At 74.8% G+C, this 2,543-nt stretch carries 3 protein-coding genes and 1 pseudogene; all 4 read left to right on the top strand.

The features are described 5' to 3' along the window. The first annotated feature begins 95 nt into the window (after positions 1-95). Positions 96-668, top strand: coding sequence for an RNA polymerase sigma factor (locus tag ACFTZL_RS43895; protein WP_382595939.1), 573 nt, complete (start codon positions 96-98; stop codon positions 666-668). Beyond that, complete coding sequence (locus ACFTZL_RS43890; RefSeq protein WP_382595936.1) at positions 665-1,495, top strand: zf-HC2 domain-containing protein; 831 nt, start codon at positions 665-667, stop codon at positions 1,493-1,495. Before ACFTZL_RS43895 ends, ACFTZL_RS43890 begins: the two co-directional genes overlap by 4 nt. 31 nt (positions 1,496-1,526) lie before the next feature. After that, positions 1,527-2,336, top strand: a complete 810-nt coding sequence (locus tag ACFTZL_RS43885; RefSeq protein WP_382595933.1) for an ABC transporter ATP-binding protein — start codon at positions 1,527-1,529, stop codon at positions 2,334-2,336. Continuing rightward, positions 2,333-2,543: pseudogene (locus ACFTZL_RS43880) on the top strand (hypothetical protein); the annotation flags it as partial. The gene ACFTZL_RS43885 and the pseudogene ACFTZL_RS43880, both read left to right, overlap by 4 nt.

The raw sequence follows: 2,543 nt of genomic DNA, 5'->3' as shown, positions 1-2,543 counted from the left end.
GGTGCGAACCGGCGGGGGCGTCGGCATGTGCGCACGTGACCGGCATCACAGGCCGGCGGTGAACCCGCGGGGACCCGCCGGACGACCGACCAGGTGTGTGGAGAAGAGGGGCCGCCGTCGGGCGGCTGGACGAGGAAGGCCTGCTGCGCCGCGTCGCCAAGGGCGACCGTGCGGCGTTCGAGGAGTTCTACCGCCGCACCTCGCCCTGGCTCGCGGTGCGGCTGCGCCGCCGGTGCGCCGACGAACAGCTCGTGGGCGAGGTGCTCCAGGAGACGTATCTGGCGGTGTGGCGGGCGGCGGGTTCGTTCGCGGGCGCCGCGGCCGACGGCAGTGCGACGGGCTGGCTGTGGACGGTGGCCGCCCGGCGGCTCGTCGACGCCTTCCGCACGGAGGGGCGGCACCGGACGAGTGTCGAGGCCGTGGCCGCCGTCGACCCGGCCGGGGCGGACACCCCGAGCGCCGAGCAGACGCTGCTGGAGTCCACGCTCGCCGGTGACGTGGGCGATGCACTCGCCGGCCTCGCGCCCGAACTGCGCCAGGTCCTCCGGGCGCTGGTGCTGGACGGGCTGAGCGTCCGGGAGACCTCGGCGCTGCTCGGAATACCGGAGGGAACGGTCAAGACGCGGGCCCGGCGCGCGCGGCTGGCCATGCGGAAGGCGATGTCATGACCGGCAGCACGGGCCCGCACGCGGGCCGCGCCCTGATCAGTGCCTATGTCGCGGGGGACGCCGCACTGCCCCCGGACGCCGAGTGGGCGCTGGAGGCGCACCTGGAGAACTGCGCCCGGTGCCGGCGGCTCGTGGCCGAGGCGGTCACGACGCGGGCCCCCTCGGTGCACGGCCTGCTGGACCGGGTGTGGGCCGAGGTCGACGCGACGGCACCCGACCGCCCCGCCCCGGTCCGCTCCCCGCTGCCGCGTGCCGTACGCCGCTGGGCGCCTCCGTCGCAGGCGCCCTGGCTGCTGATGAGCGTGCTGGTGATCCTCTCGGCGCTCGGCATCGACCTGCTCGCCCGGGGGACGGACGTACCTTCGCTGGTCCTGCTGCTGTCCCCCGTGGTGCCGCTGCTCGGGGTCGCGGCCTCCTGGACCCAGCGGCTGGATCCGATGGGCGAGTTGACCTCGACCACACCGCGAGCGGGCCTGCGGCTGGTGCTGCGGCGCACCGCCGTGGTGCTGGCGGTGGTGATTCCGGTGCTGGCCGCCGCGGGGGGTGTGGTCGGGGTGTCGCCGGCCCTGTGTCTGCTGCCGTGTCTGGCTCTCACCGTCGGCACGCTCGCCCTGGGCAGCGTGACCGGCCTGCGGCGGGCGGCCGTGTTCCTGGGTTCGGCCTGGGTGCTCGCGGCGATCGTGCCCAGCCTCGTCACCTCCCGTCTGTCCGTGCTGCTGGCCCCGCAGAGCCTGCCCGTGTGGGGGCTGGCGCTCGTGGTGGCCGCGCTCGCGACGACCGTACGGGCCCGCGCCTTCACGGTGCTGCCCGGCACGGAACTGCCCTGACCGACCGATGACAGTCCAAGAGGAGACCTCGATGGTGCGCGCGGTTCCCCCCGCCGAACTGAAGCCGACCACGTACGCCTGGCACATCCAGGCCCGGGACCTGCGGGTGCGGGCCGGACGCCGGGTGGCGGTCGACGGCCTCGATCTGCGCCTCGGCCAGGGCGTGCACGGCCTGCTGGGGCCCAACGGCGCCGGCAAGACGACCCTGATCCGCGCGCTGGCGACGGTGCTGCGGCCGGCCGGCGGTGAACTGGAGCTGCTGGGCCGGCCGATCGGCGGCCGGACCGATCTGCGGGCGCTGCGCAGGCGGATCGGGTATCTGCCGCAGGAGTTCGGCTACTACCCGCGGTTCACGCTGCGCGAGTTCGTGGAGTACATGGCATGGCTGAAGAAGATGGACGCGCGTGAGGTGCCCGGAGCGGTGCAGCGGGCGATCGAGCGGGTCGGGCTCGCGGACCGCGCCGACGACCGGATGAAGACGCTGTCCGGCGGCATGCTGCGCCGCGCGGGCATCGCCCAGGCGATCGTGAACGATCCGGAGGTGCTGCTGCTGGACGAGCCGACCGTGGGCCTGGACCCGGCGCAGCGCCTGGAGTTCCGGACGCTGCTGCGGGATCTCGGCGCCCAGGCGTGTGTCCTGGTCTCCACTCATCTCGTCGAGGACGTCGCCGCCTCCTGCACCCATGTGGTGCTGGTCGACGACGGCCGGCTGGTGTTCCAGGGGACCCCGGAGGAGGTGGCCGGGCTCGGTGATCCGCAGGACGTCGGGGACAGCCCGATCGAGCGCGGCTACACCGCCCTGCTCGCCCGCCCCCGCGCGCGACGGGAGGCGGGCCGATGACGACCCGTGTGCTGGGCATCGAGCTGCGCCGCTCGGCGGCGGCGGTCCTCGGCGTGCTGGTCGCCGCGTTCGGAGCGGCCGGACTGTGGTCCCTGGCCCTGTCGAGGCAGACGGAGCTGTGGGACGCGCAGTGGACGATGCTGGCGGGCTTCCAGCGGATCATGCTGGTCCTGCTCTGGCCGCTCGCCCTCGGCGGCGGCGCCTGGC

It is taken from the genome of Streptomyces sp. NPDC056948 (assembly GCF_042674225.1).
Classification (GTDB): Bacteria; Actinomycetota; Actinomycetes; order Streptomycetales; family Streptomycetaceae; genus Streptomyces; species Streptomyces purpurascens.
This window is presented reverse-complemented; position numbering and strand designations above follow the sequence as displayed.

What these genes read in the sequence shown, in the direction of transcription:
- ACFTZL_RS43890 (WP_382595936.1), top strand. Translation starts at nt 665, where the DNA reads ATGACCGGCAGCACGGGCCCGCACGCGGGCCGCGCCCTGATCAGTGCC.
- ACFTZL_RS43885 (WP_382595933.1), top strand. Translation starts at nt 1,527, where the DNA reads ATGGTGCGCGCGGTTCCCCCCGCCGAACTGAAGCCGACCACGTACGCC.